Genomic DNA, 23,022 nt, shown 5'->3' on the forward strand with positions numbered 1-23,022 from the left:
TGTCCGGCCCTTCCCCATGTGAGCGCATTTTCTCGGCTGACCTGTGCATATTCCGGACGTTCGGACGTTCCTTCACCCCTCCCGCACGTCCAGGTCGGCGGCTGGGGAGCGGTGCTGGGCGACGAGGGCGGCTCGGCCGGTCTCGTGCGCGAGGCGGTACGGACCACCTGGGCGGCGCACGACCGCGGCGACAAACCCGACGAGCTCGCCGAGAGCCTGCTCAGCGCGTTCGGCGTCGACGAGGTACCGGCGCTCGGCGCGGCACTGGAGCGGGCCACGGACCTCTCCGCCGAGTGGGGCCGGCACGCTCCGGCGGTGTTCGCCGCCGCCGAGGCGGGTTCAGCGCTCGCCCGTGACGTGATCGCCGAAGGCGGTCGCTCCCTCGCCGCCCTCGTGGTGCGGCTCGCCGAACGCGGGGTCGCCGTCGACGACGTCGTGGTCGCGGGCAGCGCCGTACTCGCCCAACCCGCCCTCTACGGCGCCTTCACGACCTCACTGGCCAAGACCCTGCCGACGGCACGCCCGCAACCGCTGCGCGTGCCACCGGTCGAGGGAGCCGTGGCGCTCGCGCGTTCGCTCCCATGACACCGCCGTGCCGCTCGTCCTTCTCCCCCGCGACATGAACCGGCCGTAGATCTTCGCTCGTAAGACTCCCGTCCTCGCCCCAGGGCGCGGTCGCTCCGCTACGACCGCACCGGCCCGCACGGCCGCAGAGGACCCCACACACTTCAGGAGAGGCAATCGCATGCCGTCACCAGCCGGGCAGCAGTCCACCCAGTCGGCCCGTGCCAGTGAACGTGCCCTGAACAGGCGCGTGTTCCTCAAAAGCTCCTTCGGCGTGTCGGTCGGCGTGCTCGCCGCCCCCACGGCCGTCACCTGGCTGGCCGCCGCCGACGCCAAGGCCGCCACCGCCCCAGCGGCGTTCGTCGACGACTACACGACGAACGTCATGGCCAACCAGACGCCCGAGACCAACGCGGTGGTCCGCGTCCTCGGCGGCATGAGCAAGGTGTGGAAGACCGGCGACGCCTGGAACACGGGCACCCCGCTGATGCCCGAGGTACTGCGCGCCAACATGCGCTACTGCATCCAAATCACGACGACCCGCACCGACGCCCAGGCGCGCGAGGCGTTCATCTACGACCGCCAGCACCAGAGTTACGCGGTGATCGCAGGCCTCGGCCCGCTCGCCGACCTCTACAAGGCGGGCGCCAAGGCGGTCACGTCCATCACCAGTGCCCCCGACGGCACTCCCGCCACCAAGATCGACGACGCGGTGCCGGCCGGCGCTCCCGCCGGATCCGCCCTCGGCGCGGGCGCCCACGACTCGGCGCTCGGCAAGGTGGCCGAACTGGTCGACACCGTGCGGGGCAACTTCGCCTCCGGCAATCCGTCCAAGTACGCCTACCTCTACCCGCGCCCGTGGCGCATGAACGAGGACAGCGAGGTCGTCGACACCGGCACGACCGACGCGCTCGGCTTCCCGGTCTACGACTCCGAGGTGGTCGTCGCTCCGCAACTGCTGCGCCAGCGCTCCGCAGCCCCGGCCGACGACGGCGGCTTCCCCAGCGGCCACACCAACGCCTTCCACCTGGCCGGACTGGCGCTCGCGTACGCGGTGCCCGAGCGCTTCCAGGAGATGGTGGCGCGGGCCTACGAACTCAGCCACACCCGGATCGTCTCGGGCATGCACTCCACCGTCGACGTCATCGGCGGCCGCGTCATGGCCACCGCCCTGACGGCCGCCACGCTCGCCGACCCCAACAACGCGACCCTCAAGGCCGCCGCACGCGCCCAGGCGGCCGCGTACTTCCAGCAGCAGACCGGAACGACGGCCGACACCCTGTACGCCTACGCGCACTCCGCGGGTCTCGACTCCGACCCGTACGCCGACCGGGCCGCCAACGCCCGCGCGCTCAAGCCCCGGCTGACGTACGTCCTCACCCGGCACGGCCGCAGCGAGGACCTGACCGTGCCCAAGGGCGCCGAAGTCCTGCTGGAGACCCGGCTCCCCTACCTCGACGCCGCCCAGCGCCGCGAGGTGCTCCGCACGACCGCCCTGCCGTCCGGGTACGTGCTGCTCGACGGCCCCGAGCAGTGGGGACGCCTCAACCTGTTCGCCGCCGCCGACGGGTACGGCGCCTTCGACTCCGACGTGCACGTCACCCTGGACGCCGCGGACGGCGGCTTCGGCGCTGCCGACACCTGGCGCAACGACATCTCCGGCCACGGCAGTCTGGTCAAGCGCGGCGGCGGGGCGCTGACCCTGACGGGGGCCAACTCCTACACGGGCGGCACGCTGGTGGAGGAGGGGGCGCTGACCGCCGGCTCCGCGGAGGCGCTGGGCCACGGCGACGTCCGTGTCCAGGGCGGTCTGCTGCGGGCGGCGACGCCGGTGCGGGTGTGCGGCGCCTACGCACAGGCAGCAGGTGCGACGCTGGAGGTGACGCTCGGCGCGGGCTGCGCGGCGCCGCTGACGGTGGAGCGGCGGGCCCTGCTGGACCGCGACAGCGTGCTCTCGCTGCGGCTGGACACCCGGCGTCCACCGGCCGCGGGCAGCGTGCTCCCGGTCATCCGGACGCGTTCCCTGCGCGGGCAGTTCGGGAAGATCGTGGTGCAGGCCGACGGGTATCGGGCGCTGCCCGTGCACACCCGCGACGGACTGTCCGTACGGCTCGTGAAGCGGTGACCCTGCCGGTCGCCTGAGCAGCAGCGGTGGTCGCGCGTCGGTTCTCGCGCGGCCACCGCTCGTGCGTTCCCACGGCCTTCGCATGCCGATGTCACGTTTCGGCTCGTCGCTCCCTCTTGAGTGCGGACACTCGGACGCGCCGAGTTCCGGCATGCACAGGAGGCCGTCATGAACGTGACCGATCCCAGCAGCAATCCGACGCCCGCAACCGGCCCGCAGGCCGCGACGCAGATGCCCGCGCGGCGGCGCGCGGTCCGTTTCACCGTCGACGCAACCGAGTGCGCCGCCTGGCACTATCCGGGGACCAACGGCACCTGCGTGATCATGGCGGGTGGGTTCGCCGTGACGAAGGAGCCCGGCACCGACCAGTTCGCACGGCGGTTTCACGAGGCCGGGTTCGGCGTCCTCGCCTTCGACTACCGCGGCCTTGGCGAGAGTGGGGGCCGGCCGCGCCAAGTGCTCCGTATCAAGGAACAGTTGGCGGACTGGGACGCGGCGATCACCCACGCGGCGACCCTGCCGGACGTCGACCCGCGACGGGTGGCCCTCTGGGGCTTCTCCGCGTCAGGCGGTCACCTTCTGCGCGTGGCGGCGCGCCATCCGCGGCTCGGGGCGGTCATCGCCCAGACGCCGAACGTCGGCGGCCTGGCCGCCACGCTCCACACCGGCCGGCACCAGACACCGTCGGCGATGCTGCGCTTCCTCGGCCGGGCCGTCCTCGACACGATCGGCGGTCTCCTGGGCCGGCCGCCCCTGCTGGTGCCACTGTCCGGCGAACCGGGCACCGTCGCGCTCATCACCACCCCGGACGCCGCGGACACCGCCCGCGCGCTCAATCCCGGCAACCGCTATCCGGACTGGCTCCAGGAGGTCGCCGCCGGCTCCGGCCTGCGCCTCGCCCTGCACCGGCCAGGACGCTTCGCCTCCCGGGTGCGCTGCCCCCTCCTCGTACTGGTCTGCGACAAGGACCGGACCGCGTATCCCGCGGGAGCCGTCGACGCGGCACGGCGGACGCCGGGTGCCGAACTGGTGCGGCTGTCCGGCGGGCACTACGCCCCGTTCCTCGACGCCCACGAACAGGCTGTCGATGCCCAACTGTCCTTCCTGCGGCGGCAACTGCTGCAGGCACCGGAACCGGGCGCCGACCGGCCCGCCGTGCGAACCGGGGAGGCGTCATGAACCGAATCGAGTTGTCGGCCGGGACCCTCACGTACACGGACACCGGTGGCGACGGCCCCGTAGTGGTGCTGCTGCACGGTCTGATGATGGACGCCACGCTGCGGGACGAGACGATCGCCGGGCTGTCCGCCGAGCATCGGTGCGTGGCGCCGACGCTGCCCCTGGGTGCGCACCGTCATGGGATGCGAGCCGGCACGGACCTGTCGCTGCCCGGAGTGGCCCGGCTGGTCGTGGAGTTCCTCGAACGGCTGGCCCTGCGTGATGTCACCCTCGTCGGCAGTGACACCGGCGGGGCGCTGGTCCAGTTGCTCATGGCCGAGGGGGCGCCCGCGGTGGGACGGGCCGTGCTCGTCTCCTGCGACGCGTTCGACAACTTCCCGCCGGGGCTGACCGGCAGGACGCTCGTACTCACCGGCAGGCTCTCACCGCGACTGTTCGGACTCTTCATGCAGCAGATGCGACTGCGGCCACTGCGACGGCTCCCGATCGCGTTCGGCCGGCTGACCAAGCGCGGCGACGCCGCCACCGCCCGGTGGATCAGGCCCGTCCTGCGGCAGCAGGAGATCCGCCGCGACACCGTGCGTGTCCTGCGCGCGGCGGCCGCGGACACCGGCCTGCTGCTCACCGCGGCCGAACGGCTGCCGGACTTCGAGCGCCCCGCGCTCGTCGTCTGGGCGAGCGAGGACCGGGTGATGCCGCCCGAGCACGGCCGCCGTCTGGCCCGGCTCCTCCCGCAGGGGCGGCTGATCGAGGTGGCCGACAGCTACACGCTTGTCCCCCTGGACCGGCCCGCGGAACTCGCGCGTGCCGTCGGGGAGTTCACCCGCGCCCCGCACGTCACCTGAGGCCGATGTCCGCGTGCTGCGATACGTTTCCCCTATGACGCAATTCGTACTCGTGGCAGGCGCATGGCTCGGAGCGTGGGCATGGGACGACGTGGTGCCCGAGCTGCGGGCGGCCGGGCACGGCGTCCATCCGCTGACTCTGTCGGGCGTCGCCGACAGACAGGACGTGCCGGTCGGGCCGCAGACCCATGTGCGGGACATCGTCGGCGAGGTCGAGCGTCTGGATCTGCGCGATGTCGTCCTGGTCGGGCACAGCTATGCGGGCATTCCGGTCGGCCAGGCCGCCGGCCGCCTCGGCGACCGGCTGGCGCGGGTGGTGTACGTGGACGCCAATGTGCCCACCGACGGTGAGTCGTTCGTCTCCACGTGGTGGCAGGGCCCGGAGAGACTGCAGGCGGTACTCGACGAGCACCAGGGGAACTGGCCGCCGCTGACCGCGGCCGAGTACGACGGGCAGGGGCTCACCGACGAGCAGATCTCGCGCATCGCCGGCGGCTCGACCCCGCAGCCGGGCGCCACCCTGTCCGATCCGGCCGTACTGGAGCGGCCGCTCGACGAACTCCCGACCACGTACATCAAGTGCCTGCTCGACGGCGACGAACCGAACGACGACGCGGCGGAGCTGCTGAAGAGCGAGCACTGGCGGCTCGTCGAGATGGACACCGGCCACTGGCCGATGTTCTCCCAGCCGCACGAGCTGGCCCGCATCCTGCTGCGGTCCGCCACACGCTGACCCCACGCGTCGGCATGTCACCGACGGCATCCTCCCGGCGGCTGACCGGACCCGCGGGTCGAAAGGCTCGGAAGGGGTACTGCGGGAGACGGAGCCCGGAGGTGACGTGCAGGTGCGAACGCAGACCGGGGAGGAAGGGTCCGCGTACGACGCCGGACCGTATCTGCCCAAGCGTGGCGGCCTCCCCGCGCATCGCAGGGCCGCGGCCGACTGCCGGGGGTGCCCCTTGTTCGAGGACGCCACCCGGACCGTCTTCGGCGAGGGCGACACCTCGGCGCGGCTCGTGCTCGTCGGGGAGCAGCCCGGGGATCAGGAGGACAGGCAGGGCGAGCCCTTCGTGGGCCCGGCCGGGCGGCTGCTCGGGAAGGCCCTGGAGGAAGCGGGCATCGACCGGAGCGCGGCGTATGTGACCAACGCCGTGAAGCACTTCAAGTTCACCCGGAGCGAGGGCGGCAAACGCCGTATCCACAAAGCGCCGGACCTTCGGGAGCTGACCGCCTGCCGGCCCTGGCTGCTCGCCGAGCTGCACCTGGTCCGGCCCGAGGTGGTGGTGGCGCTCGGTGCGACCGCCGGCAAGGCACTGCTCGGCAGGTCGTTCCGGGTCACCAAGGACCGCGGCACGCTCATCCCCCTTCCCGAGGAGTACGACGTCGAGGGCGGGGATCAGGCCGAGCGGAAGCGCTGGCTCGTGGCGACGTTGCACCCCTCGGCCGTCCTCCGCGCCGACGACCGGGAAGCCGCCTACGCGGGTTTCCTGTCGGACCTCCGCGTGGCCGCGCGGGCGCTGGAGCGCTGACCGGACCAGGCAGGCGGGCGGGCCTTCCCCTCTGTTCCTGACTTGACCGTGGATCTTCGGGTACTCGATGCGAATGACGAAGATTCCGCGCCTGCTCAGGCGCCAGAAGCCGACCCGGACCGCGACCGAGGAAGTACTGGAAGAGGTCAAGCAGCAGGGAGCCGAGGACGACGTGGACACCTCGTCGGGCGGGCGAGGCGGGTCGGGTGACCCGCTCACCCCGAGCCGCTCCGCGAACCGGAAGACCGTGGAGGGACACCCCTCCGACTAGACCGAGGCGGGCGCCCCCGGCTAAGGCGTCGTCCGGGATTCCAGGTCCCGGCGGGTGTCGTCGCCGTACACACCCGTCTCGTCGCCGCGGATGCCGTACCAGAGCTGGAAACGGGCCACGGCGGCGGAGAGGGTGGCGTCGTAGGTGCCGCTGGTGGCGCCGTTGCCGTACACGTCGGGGATGCGCAGCAGCCGTTGCTGGAGCTCGGTGACCTCCGGGCCGCTGTCCCCCTCCCGCAAGGTGCCCGCGCCGTCCGGGTCGGCGGCCCCGCTGGGGGCGCTGTTGCCGGGGGCCGTCGAAGGGGGCGTGGAGGTCCGCGCCTGCTTGTCCGTGTCGTCGCCGGGCAGCAGGAGCGCGGCGGCGAAGCCGGCCAGGGCCGCCGCGAGCACGGCGAGACCGATCGCGGTCCGGCGCATCACCGCCTCACGCCCGCGGTCCGAGTGCCGACCGCCCGCGCGGGGGCCTGCGCCCGCTCTCGCGTTCCGGCTTCCTAAGCGGGCCGTCTCCGTGGCCACCGGCGGCAGCTCTTCGGTCTCGTTGTCCTCCGGGGTCGGCAGAAACCGTGGTGCGGTGGCCACGGCCACCGCTACGGGCTCGACGAGTTCGTCGTGCTCCTCCGGCTCCGCGCGACGGTCGTTCTCACGTACCTGCCGTACCAGCTCTGCCAGCGCCTCCGACCTGCGGCGGAGCTGGACGCGGGTGGGTTCGAGTGCCGGGCGCCACGCAGGACGCCCGGATTTGGGCGGCATCGACACACTGCTCTCCTCTCGTGTGTGCGGTTTCCCGCCATCCCCGAGGAGAGATACGCGGGCGTCGGCCCGCCGGTTCAGCCCCTCACCCACCTCATTAAGCGATCGATACGATCAATTGAGCAAGAATCGTTGAGCGTTTGAGCGAATCCATGCTAGAAACCGCCGTCATGACGACTCGTTGGTCCCGCCGTGGCTTCCTGGCCGCAAGCAGCACCGCGCTCGCGCTCGGGGTGCACACCACCGCCGGCGCCTCCCCCCTCATGTCCACCGCCACCACCGACGCCGTTGAGGCCTCGGACGAGTTCGCGACCCTGCGCGCCAAGTGGCGCACCCTCGTCCTCGGCGAGGGCTTCAGCCCCACCGCCGAACCCTTCAAGAGCCGCCTGGCCGAACTGGGCACCACCGCGAGCACCCTGCGCTCCACGATGGCACCGACGTCCGGATCGCTCTGGCCTGACCTGGTCTACGCCGACCCCGAACCGGACACTGACCAGGAGTCGTACGGCTACTCCGGGAACATGCACGCCAGCTTCACCCGTCTCAACACGCTCGCCCAGGCCTACTCCCAGCCGGGTACGGGCCTGACCGGCGACACCACGCTCAGGGACGCCGTCCTCACGGGCCTCGACCACCTCCACACCGAGGTCTACAACGAGAGCCGCACGCGCTACGGCAACTGGTACAGCTGGCAGATCGGGGCGCCGCAGGCCCTGCTCGACGTGTGCGTCCTGATGTACGACGAGCTGTCCGCCGCGCAGCTCGCCGGCTACCTCGCCGCCGTGGACCACTTCGTGCCCGACTCGGCCGTCTCCGTCTACAGCGGGACGAGCACCGGCGCGAACCGCGTCGACCTGTGCCGGGTCCTCGCCCTGCGGGGCGTCGTCGGCGCGAGCTCCGCGAAGATCGCGCTGGCCCGTGACGCGCTCTCCCCCGTCTTCCCGTACGTGACCGGCGGCGACGGGCTCTACACCGACGGCTCGTTCATCCAGCACACCACCGTCCCCTACACCGGCTCGTACGGCTCGGTGATGCTGGGCGGGCTCGGCCTGCTCTTCGCCCTGCTCGCCGGGTCCAGCTGGGAGGTCACCGACGCCCAGCGGCAGATCGTGTTCGACGCGGTGGAGAGCGCCTGGGCGCCGTTCCTCTACAACGGGCTCGTCATGGACGGGGTGTCGGGGCGGGCGGTCAGCCGGGGCCTCGCCGCGGCCGACGCCAAGCAGATCCAGCAGGACGACCATCTGCGCGGTCATCCCATCCTCGCGTCGATCGTGCTGCTCGGCCAGGGCGCGAGCAGCGCCGAGAACACACGCTGGCGCGGCCTCGTGAAGGGCTGGATACAGCGGGACTACTACAGCCCGCCCATGAGCGACCCGTCGTTGAGCCTGACAAGTCTGGCCCGGATCAAGGGCGTTGTGGACGACACCTCGGTCTCCGTGATCGCCGAGCCGACCGGGCACCGACTGTTCACCAACATGGCCCGGGCCACGCACCGCCGCCCCGGCTGGGCCGCGTCGATCAGCATGGCCGACCGCCGGATCACGTACTACGAGACCGGCAACGGGGAGAACCTGCACGGCTGGCACACCGGTGCCGGAATGCTCTACTGGTGGGGCGACACATTCGGCAACGGGCAGTACAGCGACGCCTTCTGGCCGACGGTGGACCCTTACCGGCTGCCCGGCACCACCACCTCGCGGCGGCCCCTCGCGGACGCCGCGGGCGGCGACTGGGGCGCCTCGCTGCCGGACGTGAACTGGGTGGGCGGCACCACGGACGGCCGTCGGGCCGCGATCGGCCAGTACGTCAAGGGCCTGCAGAGCACGCTGTTGGCGAAGAAGTCGTGGTTCTGTCTCGACGACGCGATCGTCTGTCTCGGTGCCGGGATCAAGTGCACGGACGGCACGGCCGTGGAGTCGACGGTGGACAACCGCAACCTCGGCCCCACCGGCAACACCTCGTTCCAGGTCGACGGCGTCACCAAGCCGCTCACCTACCCCTGGTCGCAGACGCTCACCGGCGCCGGCTGGGCCCACATCGGCGGGCACGGCGGCTATGTCTTCCCCGGCGGCGCCGCCGTCAAGGCGCTGCGCGAGGCTCGCGACGGCAAGTGGAGCGACATCAACAAGGGCGGCGGCTCCACGGTGCTGAACCGCAAGTACCTGACCCTGTACGTCGACCACGGCACCAATCCCACCGACGCCGCGTACGCCTACCTCCTCATGCCGGGTGCGACGGCCGCGCAGACGCAGACCCGGGCCGCCGCCACGAGCTGGCTGTCGGTCCTCGCCAACACCGACAACCAGCAGGGCATCGCCGTCCCCTCGCTCGGCTTCACCGGCGTCAACTTCTGGTTCGGCGGCACTGTGGGAGCCCTCACGGCGAGCAACCCGTGCTGCGTGATGATCAACGAGAACAGCGACGGCACCGCGGTGATCTGCGTCAGCGACCCCATGCGCAAGCAGACCGGCCTCACGCTCACCTGGAACAGGGCCGTGTCGTCGGTGACCTCCAAGCCCACCACGGTCACCTCGGCGACCACCGGCTCCACGCTGACGCTGACCTTCGGCGACCTCAGCACGACCGCCGGTGTCACCCAGAAGATCAGCGTCCACCTCGGCTGAGGCGCGGGAGCACGGTCGGACGCTCAGCCACGCAGCCAGACCGTGCTGTCCGGCGGCAGCCGACCCTCGTCGAGACCGGCGCTGGAGAGCAGCACGGCTTCGTGCCCGGGCAGTTCGACCGGGCTGCCGGAGAAGTTGACCACGCAGGTCAGGCCGCCCGGCCGGGTGAAGGCGAGGACGCCGTCACCGGCGGGCAGCCACCGCATCGGACCGTCGCCCAGCCCCGGCTCGGCGCGGCGCAGCCCCAGCGCCCGGCGGTAGAGCTCCAGCACGGAGTCGGGGTCGCCGGTCTGCGCCGCGACCGTGTACTCCTTCCAGGCCGCGGGCTGCGGCAGCCACGGCTCCTTGCCGTTGCCCAAGGCGCCGGGACCACTGAAACCGAACGGTGGCGCGTCGCCCTCCCAGGGGAGCGGCACGCGGCAGCCGTCGCGGCCCGGGTCGGCGCCGTTCGTGCCGTGGAAGGCGGGGTCCTGGATGAGGTGCTCCGGGATGTCCTCGACCTCCCACAGACCCAGTTCGTCGCCCTGGTAGAGGTAGACGCAGCCGGGCAGTGCCATGGTCAGCAGAGCGGCCGCCCGGGCCCGCCGGGTGCCGGTCGGGAGGTCGACGGGTGTGCCGTGCAGGCGGCGCCGGTCGAAGCCGTACCCGGAGTCGGACCGGCCGTAGCGGGTGACGTGGCGGGTGGTGTCGTGGTTGGACAGGACCCAGGTGGCGGGGGCGCCGATGGGCGTGTGTCCGGCGAGGGTGTCGTCGATGACGGCGCGCATCCGGTCGGCCGACCATTCGGCTTGCAGGAAGGGGAAGTTGAAGCCCGTGTGCAGTTCGTCGGGGCGCAGGTAGCGGGTGAAGCGCTGCCGGTCGGACACCCACAGCTCGCCGACGAAGATCCGCTCCGCGGGGTAGGAGTCGGCGATGCGCCGCCAGGCCCGGTACACCTCGTGCACCCCGTCCTGGTCCGAGACCGGTGACGGCGCGCCTTCGGCGATCGAGGCCAGATCGGGCAGGCCCGGTTGTTTCACCAGGTTGTCGGCGACGTCGATGCGGAAGCCGTCGACGCCCCGGTCGAACCAGAAGCGCAGGATCGACTCGAACTCCGTGCGCACCTCGGGGCTGTCCCAGTTGAAGTCCGGCTGTCCGGGCGCGAACAGGTGCAGGTACCACTCGCCGGGGTTGCCGTCCGCTTCGGTGACCCGCTGCCAGGCGGGTCCGCCGAAGTGGGACGGCCAGTCGTTGGGCGGCAGTTCGCCCGCCGCACCGCGTCCGGGCCGGAAGTGGAAGCGGGCACGCTCGGGCGAGCCGGGTGTCGCCGCCAACGCGGCGCGGAACCAGGGGTGTTGGTCGGAGCAGTGGTTGGGCACCAGATCGACGATCACCCGAAGGCCCAGTCCGTGCGCCTGCGCGATGAGCTCCTCGGCCTCGCGCAGGGTGCCGAACAGCGGGTCGATGTCCCTGTAGTCGGCGACGTCGTAGCCCGCGTCGGCCATCGGGGAGACGTACCAGGGGCTGATCCACAGGGCGTCCACGCCGAGGTCGTGCAGATGGGTGAGACGTGCCCGGATTCCGGCGATGTCGCCGACTCCGTCCGCGTTGCCGTCGGCGTAACTGCGGGGGTAGATCTGGTAGATGGCGGCACTGCGCCACCAGGGGCTTGCGTCGGTCATCCGGTGTGCCAATCGTCGAGGTGCGTCACGGTGCGTGCGTCGAGGCCGGGGCTGCGCGTATGAACTCCCTGCCACAGTCCGGCATTCCACAGCTCGGCCGCTTCCAGTCCCAGCAGGCTCGACCGGAGGGTGCGTCCGGGGGTGGGCAGGATCTCCTCGTGCGCCAGGTCCGAGGGCACGGCCAGCACCCGGCAGCCCGCCGCGTGCGCCGAGGCCACGCCCGCGGGGCTGTCCTCGACGGCGAGGCAGGCCGCCGGGTCCGCGCCGAGTGCCCTGGCCGCGGCGAGGTACGGGTCGGCGGCGGGCTTGGTGCGCGGGGTCTCGCCGGCGGCGACGGTCGTACGGAAGTTGTCGGGGCCCAGCACCTTGAGTACGGCGTCGACGACGGGTCGGGGGGAGGCCGAGACGAGGGCTGCCGGGATGCCCAGGTCCCCGAGCAGGGCGAGGAGTTCGGTTGCTCCCGGCATCGGGGATGCCTCCGCCTCGACGACCGCCAGGAAGGCAGCTTCGAGCTCCCCGGCCAGCGCGTCCTGGTCACGGCCGGTCACCCGGTGCAGATGCGCGGCGGTGTCGCCGACCGAGCGGCCGAGGATCCCGGGCAGGTCCTCGGCGCCGAGTTCGTGGCCGAGGGCGGCGGCACATGCGCGTACGGTGCGCAGCCACAGCTTCTCGGTGTCGACGAGGGTGCCGTCCATGTCGAGGAGCACGGCGTGCGGGCGGGCCGCGAAGGGGCGGCCCTCGAACGTCCAGTGCCGGTCGGCGAGTCGGCCCAGTGAGGCGAAGACCTGGGCGGCGACGTCGACATGGCGTACCTCCGGCGGCGCCGCCCCTATGCCCGGGCCCGCGGCGGTCAGCCAGGCGGTGCGCTCCTGCGGGGAACGGCCGCCGTGGCCACCGGCGTCGACATGACCGTGGTCGGTGACGACGAGGATCGTCCACTGCTCGCTGTCGTACGCGGGTCGGTTGCGCACGGCTGCGAGCAGCCTGCCAAGACGCTGGTCGGCGCGGAGCACCGATGCCTCGTACGCCACCCCGCATCCGAGGAAGTGCGCGGTCTCGTCGGGCGCACCGAGGTAGACGAACGACGCGTCGAGGTCGTCGTCCGCGAGGATCCGGGACGCCGCCTCGGTGATCCGCTCGTCGCATTCCTCCCACGCCTGCGGGGTGTCCGCGCTCGGCGCGACGTACACACTGCGGGACGGCGCCCGGAACAGCGGGCCTCCGTCCGCTGTCTGCATGAGCGGCCGCCAGCCCGCCGCGACGAAGGTGCGGCCCCGCTGGGCGAGGCGGGTCGCGAAGTCGGGGAAGACGTCGAGACGGTGACCGCTGAAGTCGTTGCTCCACACACCGTGCTTGTCGACGCCCACGCCGGTGACGATCGTCGCCCAGCAGGGGCCCGACATGGTGGGCGTACGGTCGTCGACCTCGACGGGAGCGAGGAACCCGTCGGCCGCGAGGGCGTCCAGGTGCGGGGTGGGCAGTCGGCGCAGGACATCGAGGCGTACGCCGTCGATGCCGACGACCAGAACGCGGCGCGCGGCAGGCATGGTCGGATTCCTTCTGCAGGAGGGGGCGGACGCTGCTCAGGCCGATCGGGTCAGCTCGTCGGGGCCGACTCCGTGCAGGAACGGGAGGCCCTGTGCGTAGCGCTGCACCTCGTCGACGGCCCAGTGCGCCATGCGGCCGAGTTCGTTGCCGAGGGAGCCGGCGATGTGTGGGGTGAGCAGCACGTTCGGGAGCGTGTAGAGCGGGGAGGAGGCGGGGGGTGTGTCGGGTTCGGTGACGTCGAGCACGGCGTGTATGCGACCGGAAAGGAGACGCTCGGTGAGCGCGTCCGTGTCGACGAGGGATCCGCGCGCCGTGTTGATGAGTGTGGCGCCGTCCTGCAGGAGTGCGAGCCGGCGCGTGTCGAACATGTGGCGCGTCTCGGGCAGTTGGGGTGCGTGGATGGACACGACGTGGCTGCGCCGGACGAGTTCGTCGAGGTCGACGAGTTCCGCGCCGAGGGCGCGCGCCCCTTCCCTGTCGACGTAGGGGTCGTGGAGAAGAACGGTGAGGTCGAGCGGGCGGAGCAGCTCGATGACGCGGCGTCCGATGCGGGAGGCTCCGACGATGCCGACGGTGCGGTGGTAGTTGCCGTATCCGGTGAAGTACGGCAGGAGCGCGGGCTGTTCGCGCGCCTGGGCGTACTCGCGGGCGATGTCGAGGACGCGCTTGTTCGCGAAGAGGATGGCAGCGAGGGTGAACTCGGCGACGGGCAGGGCATTGGCGCCGGCCGCGGAGGAGACGGTGATGCCCCGCTTCCAGACGGCGGCGGTGACGTGGTGCTTGACGGACCCGGCCGCGTGGACGACGGCCCGCAGCCGCGGCATACGGCGCAGCGCGTCCTCGCTCAGCAGGGGGGCGCCCCAGTGGGTGAACAGGACTTCCACGTCGGCCAGTTCGGCGTCGGCGGCCGCCGCGAAGTCGGTGAGGTGGGCGGTGTCCACGGCGGCGACGGAGTGGAGCCGGCCGAGGGCTCCTTCCTCGGTCAGCGAGCGGTGGATCTCGTGTCCCATGGCGAGGACGGTGTGCGGGCGCCTGGGTGCGGTGGGGCGCGGCGAGCTGTTCAGGAGGGTGCCTTCCGGTACGGGCATGGTCACTTCACCGCGCCGGCGGTCAGGCCGGAACGCCAGAAGCGCTGCAGGCAGACGAAGGCGATGATCAGCGGGACGACGGCGATCAGGGACCCGGTGATGACGAGCGCGTAGTACTCGGGCTGCTGCTGCGTGACGCTGTTCCACATGAACAGGCCGAGGTTGACCGGGTAGAGCTTCTCGTCGTTCAGCATGACGAGGGCGCCGAAGAAGTTGTTCCAGCTCGCGGTGAACGAGAACAGGAAGATGGTCATGAAGCCGGGCGCGAGCATCGGCAGCGCGATCCCGGCGAAGGTGCGCAGTTCGCCGGCGCCGTCGACGCGGGCGGCCTCCAGTACCTCTGCGGGCACGTATCCCTCGGAGAAGACCCGGGCGAGGTAGACGCCGAACGGGTTGACCAGGGCGGGCAGCAGCAGGGCCCAGTAGGTGTTGACGACCCCGGCCTTGGTGGCGAGCAGGTACATCGGGAGCTGGATCACCGTGGCGGGCACCAGCACACCGCCGAGGACGATGCCGAACAGCTTCTCCTTGCCCTTGAAGTCGTACTTGTCGAAGGCGTATCCGGTGGCGACGCAGAGCAGGGACGACGCGGCGGAACCGACCACGGAGTACAGCATGCTGTTGCCGAACCAGCGCAGGTAGATGCCGTCGTTGAACGTGAGAACGTCGCGCAGGTTGGCGAAGAGGTTGAAGTCGCCGAAGGCGAAGCCGGAGGTGCCGAAGAGGTCGCGGCTGTTCTTGGTGGCGGCGAAGAGCAGCCAGCTGACCGGCATCAGGGTGTAGAGGGCCGCGACGATCAGTACGGCGTTGACGACGCCCTTGGAGAGAAGGGCACGGGAGGTGGTGCGGCGCCGGGCGGCCGGGGCGGACTCGCGGTCCGCCGGTGTCCGGGCCGGACGGTCCGGACGGTCCGGACGGGCTGGGCTCGTCGGGTCCGTCGGGCCCGTCGCTCGGGAGGTGAGGGTGCTCATGACGCCGCCTTCCACCGGTTGCCGAGCCGGGTGACGATGTAGGAGAGGGCGATACCGAGGACGGCGAGCATCAGGGACGCTGCGGCGGCCAGCCCGTAGTCGTGCTGCACGAAACCGGCCTTCCAGATGAACATCGTCGGGGACCACTCGGTGTCGATGGTGGGCGCACCGCGCTGGTTCAGGAGCCGCGGCTCGGTGAAGATCTGGATCGCGCCGACGCAGGTGAACAGCACGGTCATGACGACCGCGGAGGCGATCAGCGGCACCTTGATCTGCAGGGCGGTCCGTACGGCGCCCGCGCCGTCGACCACGGCCGCCTCGATCGTCTCGCGCGGAACGGCCTGCAGGGCTGCGTAGAAGATGACCGTGTTGTAGCCGATCCACTGCCAGGCGCACAGGTTGACCATCGACGAGAGCACATGGTCGTTGCTGTAGAAGTTCCACGTGCCGCCGAAGGCGCCGATCCAGTCGAGGACGGGGCTCAGGCCCGGGGTGTAGAGGTAGATCCAGATGATCGAGGCGATCAGTCCGGGGATCGCGTGCGGCAGGAACAGGGCGAGCTGGAAGAACCGCTTGGCGCGCGCGAGCGCGGAGTCGACCAGCAGGGCGAGCAGGAGCGAGCCGCCGATCATCACCGGGATGTACAGCGCGCAGTAGAGCGCGATGTGCACGAAGGAGTCCCGGAATCCCGCGTCGGACAGGGCCTTGGTGTAGTTGCCGAGTCCGGAGAACACCCGCTCGGTGCCGCCGAAGCCGAGCCCTGAGGAGTGCTCCTGGAAGAGGCTCATCCACACGGCGTAGCCGATGGGTGCGGCCATGACCGCGGCGAACAGCACGAAGAACGGGGTGATGAACAGGGCCGCGGCCCGGCGTTGAGTGCGCCGCAGTCTCGGGGTGCCCGAGGGCTTCGGCGGGGGCTGGCGGGTGGCCTTCACGGCCCCCGCGAGGGGTGCTGCCACGGTGGCTCCTTGGCGGAGTGGACGCTTGAGGGAGGGCGGGGTGTGGCCGCAGCGGGAGCCCGTGACGGCACGGGCCCCCGAGGGCCGGGACCCTCAGGTCACTCGGCGAGCTTCAGCCCGCGCTCCGTGATGCCCGACTCGGCCTGCTTCTGCCCGGCCTCGACGCCGGCGGTGAAGCCGGACTTGGCCGCCTCGTCCTGGATCGCGGTGTAGACGTCCATCTGGTCGGGGCCCCAGGTCCAGCCGGGGACGATCGTGTCGACCTGGTCGGAGGCGAGCTTGTAGAGGTCCTGGCTGCCGTCCAGGTACGAGGTGTCGAACTTCGCCGCGGCGACCGCGCGCATCTCCGGGTTGGCGGGCAGGGCACTGCTCGGCGACTCCAGGTCGGCGAGGCGGGCCTCGACACCTGCCTTGTTCGTGGTGAGCCAGGTGATGAACTCGGTGGCCGCCTCGGCGTGCTTGCTGCCCTTGAGGACGCCGTAGGAGGTGCCGCCGTAGTTGCCGCTGGCCGCGGTGCCCCAGTTCGGCATCGGGGCGGCGGCCCACTTGCCCTTGAGATCGGGCATCGCGGTCTTCATGCCGCCTGCGGACCAGGAGGCGCCGAGGAAGGAGAGGGTTTTGCCGGAGGTGCGGGCCTTGGTCTCCTCGGGGCTGTAGCCGGCGAAGGACTGCACCAGGTCGTCCTTGACCAGGCCGTCCCAGTAGGCGGTGACCTTCTTCGTCGCGGCGTCGTCGACGCCGGTCCTCCAGGCGTCGCCCTCGGTGGCGAACCACTTGCCGCCGGCCTGCCAGGAGAGGGCGGCCAGCAGCGCGGGGTCGGACTTGGGCATGGAGGCCAGGCGGACGTTCTTGTCCTTCTTCCTGACCTTCTCGGCTGCGGCCTTGAACTCTCCCCAGGTCTTGGGGACTTCGATGCCGTACTTCTTGAACAGGTCGGTCCGGTAGTAGTACAGCTGCGGCGCGGCGTCGTAGGGGACGGTCCAGGTCCTGCCGCCGAAGGTCACCAGGTCCTGGAGCGGCTTCGGGAACTTCGACTTGACCGTTTCACCGGCGTACTTGGTCAGATCGATCAGGTTTCCCTGGCTCGCGAACTCCGGGACCATCTGGTACTCGATGGTCGCCACGTCGGGCGCGTTGCCCGCCTTCACCGCGTTGGCGAGCTTGCTGTAGCCCTCGGTGGCACTCGGGATCTCGGTGAACCTGACCTGGATGTCCTTGTGGGTCCTGTTGAACGCCTCGACGGTCGACTTGGCGCCGAGCGTCCAGGTCCAGTAGTCGATGGTCACCGGCTTGCCGCCCGAAGCGGCGTCGGTCGAGCCGCCGTCGCCGCCGCAGGCGGTGGCGGTGGCGAGCAGGCCCAGGGCTGCGACTGCGGCGGTGGCGGCTGTACGGAACAAACGTGAAGTGCGCGACATGGCACGGCTCCTACGAGACCTCGTACGGGAAGAGGCGGATGCAGGACATCTTTTGTGCGCACACGATCAGAGTCAAGAGCATTCGAGCAAGACAATCAAAACGATCGTCCAGCGATCAGGAATCGAGTGTTTTACCACCGCAGGACGAGCGGACCCTCAACTCCGGGAGCAGTTCGAGGTGTTGGCGCGGCGCCGGGGCCCGGCCGTCACGGCGTTCGGTCAGCCGCTGCAGCAGCAGCTTCGCGGCCAGTTCCCCCACGGAGCGCTTGGGCGGCGCGACGGCCGTCAGGGGCACGTCCGCGAGGCCGGCGACCTCGTCGTCGTAGGCGATGAGCGCGAGGTCGTCCGGGAGGCGGATGCCCCGGGCCTGGAGCTTCGGGACGAGCACGATCGCGTCCTCGTCGCTGTGCACGAGCGCGGCCGTGACCCCGCGTTTGCGTACCGCCTCCGTCAGATAGTCGACGGTGGCCTCGTAGTCCCCGTGCTCCCGGACCGTCGGAGCGCCCGTGTCGACTTCCAGGCCCAGTGACTGCACGGCCGCATGGAAACCGACGGAGATCTGGGTGGCGTGCGGACCCTCCTGCAGCACCGCGGTGATCCGGCGGTGCCCGAGCGACGCGAAGTGGCCGACGGCGACCGCGGCCCCGTGCGCCCGGTCCGTACGCACCCGGTCGAGCCCCGCCGCGGGGTTCCCGGCCGGTGCGGAGCGCTCGACCAGGACGGTGGGCACCTCGCAGTCGAGCAACCACTGCTCCTGGCCGGCGACGGGCACGCCGCCGAACCAGCTGGGCGCGACGAGCAGTCCCTCGGCACCGCCCGCGATCAGGTGCTCCGCCTGCACCGGGTCCTCGGTGTCGACGTATCCGGACATGCCGAGGACGAGCCGGCCGCCCTGGGCGCCGACGGCTTCGCGCGCACCGCGGACGATGTCCGCGAAGATGTAATTGGTGGTCGGGACGATCATTCCGATCACGGTGCCCTCGGCGGCGCCCTGCCGGGGCCCCGGTTCGGTGGCCGTGTCACCCGGCCAGACCACCGCGCCGTGCAGGCGGTGCACCCGGCCCTGCGCGGCGAGCGCCTCCACGTCACGCCTCAGGGTCACTGCGGAGACACCGAGTTCGGCGGCGAGTTCGGCGACCCGGAGGCTGCCGCGCTGCCGGACGAGTTCCAGTACCCGCTCATGACGCTGGTCGACGTGCAATCGCATGGGCTCCCCCTGGGGCAAGGCCGGACGGACGAACTACGGGCGAACGCGGAGCGTGATCCCGTCAGCTCACTGTACGCCCACAATCGTATCGATCGTTTACGCTCAACACGATCGCCGAGGCGTCTTCGCAGGCCGAGCTGCAGCCATGGGCAGCGCACCCGGGATCCCCCGGCACCGGCTCGCCACCTTTTCCTATAGCCCGCATCGTGGTCATACAAAGTGAAGAATGGGCATGAGGGGGTAAGACCACCTTCGGGGAGCGGAGAGGGCCTCGGTGGGTACGAGCGAGGAACCGGACGTATTGGCCGGGCAGCGCTTCGACATGGCGGACGCTGCGCCGGTGCTGCTCGACGCCCGGATGGCGGTGACGAGCTGGACCGCGGACGCCGAGCGGCTGCTCGGGTATCCCGCCGCGGAGGTCCTGGGCCGGTACGCCGCCGAGTTGCTGCTGCCCGAGGACGCCGCGCGCCTCCCCGAGCTGGCCCACCACTGCCGGGGCAACGGCGGCTGGGTGGGACTGCTCACCGCACGGCACCGCACCGGGCTTCCGATGCGGGTGATGGTGCGGGTCGTCCCGTTTGTCGGCGGTGACGGCCCGGCCCGCTGGGTGGCGCTGGTGGCGGATCTGGCCGGGGGCCCGGGCTGGGACATGAGCCGGTCGGTGCTGGAGCGGATGTCGGCGCGATCACCGGTAGGCATCGCGATCGTCGACACGGACCTGCGGTTCGTGTGGTCGAACGCCGCCCTCCAGCAGTTCGGCGGAGGCCCCGCACAGCAGCGGCTGGGACGACGACTCGCCGACGTGCAGCCCGGTCTGGACGCCGAGACCCTCGAAGAGCAGATGCGTCGCGTGCTGGAGAGCGGCGAGCCGGTGGTCGGCTACGAACACGTGGGCCGGGTACGGTCGGCGCCGCACCACGAGACGGCGCACGCCATGTCGTTCATCCGGCTGGAGGACGACCAGGGCCACCCGATCGGCGTGTACTACACGGTCCTTGACGTCACCGAGAGCTACCGCGCCCGTCGACGGCTCGCCCTGCTGGACCGTGCAGGGGAGCACATCGGCCGCAGCCTGGACGTGATGCAGACCGCGCAGGAGCTCGCCGACGTCGCCGTACCGGGCCTCGCCGACTTCGTCACCGTGGACCTGCTGGAATCCGTGCTCAGGGGCGCCGAACCGCCGTCCGGTCCGCTCGGCGACACGGAGGTGGTGCCGCTGCGGCGCGCGGGACACCGATCGGTGCGGGAGGGCGTTCCCGAGGCCGTCGTCGGCATCGGGGACGTGGCCGCGTATCTCGCCGGGTCGCCCCCGATCCGCTCGCTGGCCACCGGCGCCTCCTGGCGCGAGGCCCGGCTCGACCCGCTGGCCAAGGAGTGGGCCACCGATCTGCCCGGCGGGCGGACCGCCTCGTTCCTCGACCTCGGCCTGCACACCGTGATGATCGTGCCGATCCGTGCCCGCGGCACCACGCTGGGTGTGACCACGTTCTTCCGGCGCGATCGCCAGGACCCGTTCGACGAGGACGACCTCAACCTCGCCGAGGAGTTCGTGCGCCGGGCGGCACTGTGCGTGGACAACGCCCGCCGCTACACCCGCGAGCGCGACGCGGCCCTCGTCCTGCAGCGCAACCTGCTCCCGCACGGCTTCCCCGAGCAGGGCGCGGTGGAGGTCGCCGCCTGCTACCGGCCCGCCGACGAGCTGACGGGACTGGCCGGGGACTGGTTCGACGTCATCCCGCTGTCCGGAGCGCGAGTGGCCCTGGTGGTGGGCGAGGTCGCCGGGCACGGTATCGACGGCGCCGCCGCCATGGGACGCCTGCGCGCCGCCGTGCAGACCCTCGCCGACCTCGACCTGCCGCCCGAGGAGGTGCTCGCCCACCTCGACGACCTGGTCAGCCGCACGGCCCGGGAGGAGGGTGCCGGGGCGGACGCCCGCACCAGCGGCATGCAGGCGATGGGCGCGAGCTGTCTGTACGTCGTCTACGACCCCGTCAGCGGGCGGTGCACCATGGCCGGCGCGGGCCATCCCGCGCCGGCTGTCGTCGACCCCGACGGCACGGTCACGTTCGCCGAACTCCCGCCCGGACCGGCGCTCGGTGTGGGTGGTCTGCCCTTCGAGTCCCTCGAACTGTCCCTCGCCGAGGGCAGCGTGCTCGCGCTGCACACCGACGGACTCATCGCCACGCCCCGTACCGGACGCGACCCGGAGGCGGGCCGGGAGCGGCTGCGCCGGGCACTGGAGCAACGCGGTCGGCCGCTGGAGGGGCTGTGCCGCACGATCGTGGACGACCTGGTGCCGACGCGGCCGTACGACGACGTGGCGCTCCTGATGGCGCGCACCCGCCGGCTGGGCGCCGAGCGAGTCGCGACCTGGGAGCTGTCCCTCGACCCGGCCGTCGTCGCCGAGGCGCGCAAGTCGGCCACCCGGCAACTGGGCGAATGGGGCCTGGACGACCTCGCGTTCACCACCGAACTGGTCGTGAGCGAGCTCGTCACCAACGCCATCCGGCACGCCTGCGGGCCGATCCGGCTGCGTCTGATCACTGAGCAGGCCCTGATCTGCGAGGTCTCCGACGGCGGCGCCACCGCCCCCCACCTGCGCCACCCGAAGACCACCGACGAGGGCGGCCGCGGTCTGTTCCTCATCTCCCAGTTCACCCAGCGCTGGGGCACCCGGTACACCGCGGAGGGGAAGATCATCTGGGCCGAGCAGTCCCTCACGGAACCCCCGGTCTGAACGCGCACGGCGGCGACCCATTGGTACCCGGCTCGGACGCCGCCGCGCCGAGCACGGATGACGCGCCGAATCGACAAGGAACTCAGTTCCCTCTCAAATGCGCACTGAGTGCCACAGCATCCGTTCGGTGCTAGTTTCCCGTGCATGAACGAGGCATCCCGGCGCCGCGAGCCCGCCGACGCGACGAGCGCGAAGCCGCCGATGCGGGACGCGCTGGTCGCCGCGGCCTTTCAGCTCTTCCTGGAGCGCGGCTACGAGCAGACGACGGTCGACGACATCGTGTCGCTCGCGGGGGTCGGACGGCGATCGTTCTTCCGGTACTTCCCGTCCAAGGAGGACGTGGTCTTCCCCGACCACGAGCGCTGCCTCGCCGAGATGACGGCGTTCCTGAGCGACGGCGCCGACGCGGACGACCCGGTGCAGCGGGTCTGCGACGCCGCCCGGCTCGTCCTGCGCATGTACGCCGAGAACCCGACCTTCTCCGTACAGCGCTACCGCCTCACCAAGAAGGTCCCGGGCCTGCGCGCGTACGAGCTGTCGGTCGTCTGGCGTTACGAGCGCGCCCTCGCCGAGTATCTTCGCGGGCGTTTCGCCGGCCGGCGCGACGGCACCCTGCAGGCCGACGTGATCGCCGCGGCGGTGGTCGCCGCGCACAACAACGCCCTGCGCTCCTGGCTGCGCTCCGACGGACAGGGGGACGCGACGGCGCCGGTGGACCATGCGCTCGGATATGTGCGTACTACCTTCGGCGGCCCGCCGGGCGACGTGGCGGCACAGGAGCGGGAGGACGTGGTCGTCGTCGTCTCCCGGCGTGGTGCGCCGATGTGGCGCGTCGTCCAGGAGATCGAGTCCACGCTGGGCCGGGACTGAGCGTTTCCCGCCCTCTCCAGATTGAGGGTACCGAGTGCCTTTACGAGTGGCACTCAGTGCCATAGCCTGTGGTCGTGCACGGTGATCCGCGCACATCGGACTCCGGCCGAGCGCAGGGAGATGACCTCGTGTACCACCCAGGAATCGCGCTTCATCCGGGGATAGGCCCCGCGACGGACGTGCTCGACGCGGCCCCAGAGGAGCGCGCCGGGGACGCCGTCCTCTTCCAGCGCTGCCACTGGTGCGGCACCGCGATGTACCAGCGTCTGCTCTGCCCGGTCTGCGCGGGCAGTGACCTGCGGACCGAGGCGAGCGCCGGGACCGGCGTCGTACGGCACTCCACCGTGATCCACCGCAATACGCCGGCGGCACGCAATGTCTCCCTCATCGAGATGGCGGAGGGGTTCACCGTCCGGGGCCGGGTCATGGGCTCGCCCGCCACGATCCACAGCGGCGACCGCGTCCAACTCGCCACCGCCCAGGACCCGGTACGCAAGCAGCCGGTGTTCCAGCTCATCGAAGGCACCTACGGGAGCTGGAACTGACTTCACGCGCAGGCGCCCTCGAAGGGGGCGCGCAGGTCGGCGCATCGGGCGCGTGTCGGTCCTGGCGGGCATCTGCACCCGCTTGAGCACGTCGTAGCCGGTCATCCGCAACTCCACGACACCCGAGTGCAGTTC

The 23,022-nt window shown here is 71.3% G+C and carries 18 protein-coding genes and 1 pseudogene; 11 read left to right on the forward strand and 8 right to left on the reverse strand.

Annotation, left to right across the window (positions count from 1 at the left end):
* Positions 1–87 precede the first annotated feature (87 nt).
* From ABZS97_RS35575 to ABZS97_RS35605, 7 genes and pseudogenes are all read left to right on the forward strand, one after another.
* Positions 88–585: pseudogene (locus ABZS97_RS35575) on the forward strand (ATPase); the annotation flags it as partial.
* A 160-nt stretch (positions 586–745) separates the two neighbouring features.
* Positions 746–2,689, forward strand: coding sequence for a phosphatase PAP2 family protein (locus ABZS97_RS35580; protein ID WP_356144711.1), 1,944 nt, complete (start codon positions 746–748; stop codon positions 2,687–2,689).
* A gap of 168 nt (positions 2,690–2,857) precedes the next feature.
* On the forward strand, positions 2,858–3,868 hold the full coding sequence (locus ABZS97_RS35585; RefSeq protein WP_356144713.1) for an alpha/beta hydrolase: 1,011 nt from the start codon (positions 2,858–2,860) through the stop codon (positions 3,866–3,868).
* A complete protein-coding gene (locus tag ABZS97_RS35590; protein WP_356144715.1) occupies positions 3,865–4,713 on the forward strand; it encodes an alpha/beta hydrolase in 849 nt (282 codons plus the stop codon). The genes ABZS97_RS35585 and ABZS97_RS35590 overlap by 4 nt, the downstream gene beginning before the upstream one ends.
* Before the next feature lie 34 nt (positions 4,714–4,747).
* Entirely contained in the window at positions 4,748–5,446 is a 699-nt protein-coding gene (locus tag ABZS97_RS35595) for an alpha/beta hydrolase (protein WP_356144718.1), read from the forward strand.
* A gap of 112 nt (positions 5,447–5,558) precedes the next feature.
* Positions 5,559–6,242 carry a UdgX family uracil-DNA binding protein gene (locus ABZS97_RS35600; RefSeq protein ID WP_356144720.1) on the forward strand — a complete coding sequence of 228 codons (684 nt, stop codon included), beginning with the start codon at positions 5,559–5,561 and terminating at the stop codon, positions 6,240–6,242.
* 73 nt (positions 6,243–6,315) lie between these two features.
* Complete coding sequence (locus tag ABZS97_RS35605; protein WP_356144722.1) at positions 6,316–6,513, forward strand: hypothetical protein; 198 nt, start codon at positions 6,316–6,318, stop codon at positions 6,511–6,513.
* A 20-nt stretch (positions 6,514–6,533) separates the two neighbouring features.
* Here the strand turns inward: ABZS97_RS35605 and ABZS97_RS35610 are convergent, their stop codons facing one another.
* Entirely contained in the window at positions 6,534–7,262 is a 729-nt protein-coding gene (locus tag ABZS97_RS35610; protein WP_356144724.1) for a peptidoglycan-binding domain-containing protein, read from the reverse strand.
* A 170-nt stretch (positions 7,263–7,432) separates the two neighbouring features.
* On the opposite strand from ABZS97_RS35610, the gene ABZS97_RS35615 reads away from it, so the two are divergent.
* Complete coding sequence (locus tag ABZS97_RS35615; protein WP_356144726.1) at positions 7,433–9,886, forward strand: polysaccharide lyase 8 family protein; 2,454 nt, start codon at positions 7,433–7,435, stop codon at positions 9,884–9,886.
* A 23-nt stretch (positions 9,887–9,909) separates the two neighbouring features.
* Here ABZS97_RS35615 and ABZS97_RS35620 read toward each other — a convergent pair whose 3' ends face one another.
* From ABZS97_RS35620 to ABZS97_RS35650, 7 genes are all read right to left on the reverse strand, one after another.
* Positions 9,910–11,547 carry a glycoside hydrolase family 13 protein gene (locus tag ABZS97_RS35620; protein WP_356144728.1) on the reverse strand — a complete coding sequence of 546 codons (1,638 nt, stop codon included), beginning with the start codon at positions 11,545–11,547 and terminating at the stop codon, positions 9,910–9,912.
* Positions 11,544–13,094, reverse strand: a complete 1,551-nt coding sequence (locus ABZS97_RS35625) for an HAD-IA family hydrolase (RefSeq protein ID WP_356144730.1) — start codon at positions 13,092–13,094, stop codon at positions 11,544–11,546. Before ABZS97_RS35625 ends, ABZS97_RS35620 begins: the two co-directional genes overlap by 4 nt.
* A gap of 36 nt (positions 13,095–13,130) precedes the next feature.
* Complete coding sequence (locus ABZS97_RS35630; RefSeq protein ID WP_356144733.1) at positions 13,131–14,183, reverse strand: hydroxyacid dehydrogenase; 1,053 nt, start codon at positions 14,181–14,183, stop codon at positions 13,131–13,133.
* A 2-nt stretch (positions 14,184–14,185) separates the two neighbouring features.
* The gene (locus ABZS97_RS35635; protein WP_356144735.1) at positions 14,186–15,154 is read right to left on the reverse strand and encodes a carbohydrate ABC transporter permease; all 969 of its coding nucleotides are present in this window, start codon (positions 15,152–15,154) and stop codon (positions 14,186–14,188) included.
* Positions 15,151–16,113: a sugar ABC transporter permease gene (locus tag ABZS97_RS35640; protein ID WP_356144737.1), complete on the reverse strand. Its 963-nt coding sequence runs from the start codon at positions 16,111–16,113 to the stop codon at positions 15,151–15,153. The genes ABZS97_RS35635 and ABZS97_RS35640 overlap by 4 nt, the downstream gene beginning before the upstream one ends.
* 98 nt (positions 16,114–16,211) lie before the next feature.
* Positions 16,212–17,528 carry a sugar ABC transporter substrate-binding protein gene (locus tag ABZS97_RS35645; RefSeq protein WP_356144739.1) on the reverse strand — a complete coding sequence of 439 codons (1,317 nt, stop codon included), beginning with the start codon at positions 17,526–17,528 and terminating at the stop codon, positions 16,212–16,214.
* A gap of 115 nt (positions 17,529–17,643) precedes the next feature.
* Positions 17,644–18,735 carry a substrate-binding domain-containing protein gene (locus ABZS97_RS35650; RefSeq protein WP_356144741.1) on the reverse strand — a complete coding sequence of 364 codons (1,092 nt, stop codon included), beginning with the start codon at positions 18,733–18,735 and terminating at the stop codon, positions 17,644–17,646.
* Positions 18,736–19,009: 274 nt separating this feature from the next.
* On the opposite strand from ABZS97_RS35650, the gene ABZS97_RS35655 reads away from it, so the two are divergent.
* From ABZS97_RS35655 to ABZS97_RS35665, 3 genes are all read left to right on the forward strand, one after another.
* Positions 19,010–21,472, forward strand: coding sequence for a SpoIIE family protein phosphatase (locus ABZS97_RS35655; protein WP_356144743.1), 2,463 nt, complete (start codon positions 19,010–19,012; stop codon positions 21,470–21,472).
* A gap of 201 nt (positions 21,473–21,673) precedes the next feature.
* Complete coding sequence (locus tag ABZS97_RS35660) at positions 21,674–22,342, forward strand: TetR family transcriptional regulator (RefSeq protein WP_356144747.1); 669 nt, start codon at positions 21,674–21,676, stop codon at positions 22,340–22,342.
* Between the two features lie 128 nt (positions 22,343–22,470).
* Positions 22,471–22,887 (forward strand): hypothetical protein, encoded by a 417-nt coding sequence (locus ABZS97_RS35665; RefSeq protein WP_356144745.1) that lies wholly within the window; start codon positions 22,471–22,473, stop codon positions 22,885–22,887.
* Positions 22,888–23,022 lie beyond the last annotated feature (135 nt).

It is taken from the genome of Streptomyces sp. NPDC005485 (assembly GCF_040606085.1).
Classification (GTDB): Bacteria; Actinomycetota; Actinomycetes; order Streptomycetales; family Streptomycetaceae; genus Streptomyces.

What these genes read in the sequence shown, in the direction of transcription:
- ABZS97_RS35645 (WP_356144739.1), bottom strand. Translation starts at nt 17,528, where the DNA reads ATGTCGCGCACTTCACGTTTGTTCCGTACAGCCGCCACCGCCGCAGTC.
- ABZS97_RS35625 (WP_356144730.1), bottom strand. Translation starts at nt 13,094, where the DNA reads ATGCCTGCCGCGCGCCGCGTTCTGGTCGTCGGCATCGACGGCGTACGC.
- ABZS97_RS35580 (WP_356144711.1), top strand. Translation starts at nt 746, where the DNA reads ATGCCGTCACCAGCCGGGCAGCAGTCCACCCAGTCGGCCCGTGCCAGT.
- ABZS97_RS35585 (WP_356144713.1), top strand. Translation starts at nt 2,858, where the DNA reads ATGAACGTGACCGATCCCAGCAGCAATCCGACGCCCGCAACCGGCCCG.
- ABZS97_RS35650 (WP_356144741.1), bottom strand. Translation starts at nt 18,735, where the DNA reads ATGCGATTGCACGTCGACCAGCGTCATGAGCGGGTACTGGAACTCGTC.
- ABZS97_RS35635 (WP_356144735.1), bottom strand. Translation starts at nt 15,154, where the DNA reads ATGAGCACCCTCACCTCCCGAGCGACGGGCCCGACGGACCCGACGAGC.
- ABZS97_RS35595 (WP_356144718.1), top strand. Translation starts at nt 4,748, where the DNA reads ATGACGCAATTCGTACTCGTGGCAGGCGCATGGCTCGGAGCGTGGGCA.
- ABZS97_RS35605 (WP_356144722.1), top strand. Translation starts at nt 6,316, where the DNA reads ATGACGAAGATTCCGCGCCTGCTCAGGCGCCAGAAGCCGACCCGGACC.
- ABZS97_RS35615 (WP_356144726.1), top strand. Translation starts at nt 7,433, where the DNA reads ATGACGACTCGTTGGTCCCGCCGTGGCTTCCTGGCCGCAAGCAGCACC.
- ABZS97_RS35610 (WP_356144724.1), bottom strand. Translation starts at nt 7,262, where the DNA reads ATGCCGCCCAAATCCGGGCGTCCTGCGTGGCGCCCGGCACTCGAACCC.
- ABZS97_RS35660 (WP_356144747.1), top strand. Translation starts at nt 21,674, where the DNA reads ATGCGGGACGCGCTGGTCGCCGCGGCCTTTCAGCTCTTCCTGGAGCGC.
- ABZS97_RS35630 (WP_356144733.1), bottom strand. Translation starts at nt 14,183, where the DNA reads ATGCCCGTACCGGAAGGCACCCTCCTGAACAGCTCGCCGCGCCCCACC.
- ABZS97_RS35590 (WP_356144715.1), top strand. Translation starts at nt 3,865, where the DNA reads ATGAACCGAATCGAGTTGTCGGCCGGGACCCTCACGTACACGGACACC.
- ABZS97_RS35620 (WP_356144728.1), bottom strand. Translation starts at nt 11,547, where the DNA reads ATGACCGACGCAAGCCCCTGGTGGCGCAGTGCCGCCATCTACCAGATC.